Genomic DNA, 948 nt, shown 5'->3' with positions numbered 1-948 from the left:
GAGTAATCTGAACCCTAAATTTACGTTTGAAACCTTTGTAGAAGGTAAAGCTAACCATATGGCTCGCGCTGCAGCAATGCGAGTAGCTGATGAGCCTGGTTCAGCATATAACCCACTGTTTCTTTATGGTGATGTTGGGTTGGGTAAAACACATCTCATGCACGCCGTCGGAAATGAGATAAAAGCACGCAATCCCAATGCGAAAATTGTATATCTGCATTCTGAGCGTTTTGTTGGTGATATGATCAAAGCACTTCAAGCTAACGATATTGCGAGATTTAAGAAGTACTATCGATCTCTTGATGTATTGTTGATCGATGATATTCAATTCTTTGCAAAAAAAGAGCGTTCACAGGAAGAGTTTTTTCATACGTTTAATGCCTTACTTGATGGGGATAAACAAGTCATATTGACGAGTGATCGTTATCCTAAAGAAATTGAGAATATGGAAGAGCGTCTAACTTCTCGATTTGGTTGGGGTTTGTCGACGAAATTAGAATCTCCTGAATTAGAAACGCGAGTAGCGATATTAATGCGTAAGGCAGAACAAGAACGTGTTGTGTTACGTGAAGATGCTGCTTTCTTTATTGCTCGACGTGTTCGATCGAATGTAAGAGAGTTAGAGGGCGCTCTTAGATTGGTAGCGGCGAACGCAAGTTTTACACGTCAAGACATCACGCCGACTTTCGCACAGGAATGTTTGAAAGACCTATTATCTGTTCATGATCGGCAGGTAAGTATCGATAATATCCAAAGAACGGTTGCTGAGTACTACAAAATAAAAGTAGCCGATCTTCTTTCTCCCAGAAGAACAAGGTCTATTGCGCGGCCGAGACAAGTCGCTATGGCCTTAGCTAAGGAGTTAACGGAACATAGTTTACCCGAAATAGGGGATGCCTTTGGTGGGCGTGACCATACAACAGTCTTACATGCTTGCAGAAAAATAAC

At 41.7% G+C, this 948-nt stretch carries 1 protein-coding gene; it reads left to right on the top strand.

What is annotated here, in order from left to right; translation table 11 throughout:
• On the top strand, positions 1–948 hold a 948-nt coding region (dnaA, locus tag A3739_RS21600; protein WP_068502732.1), incomplete at both ends, for a chromosomal replication initiator protein DnaA.

It is taken from the genome of Oleiphilus sp. HI0067 (assembly GCF_001635735.1).
This window is presented reverse-complemented; position numbering and strand designations above follow the sequence as displayed.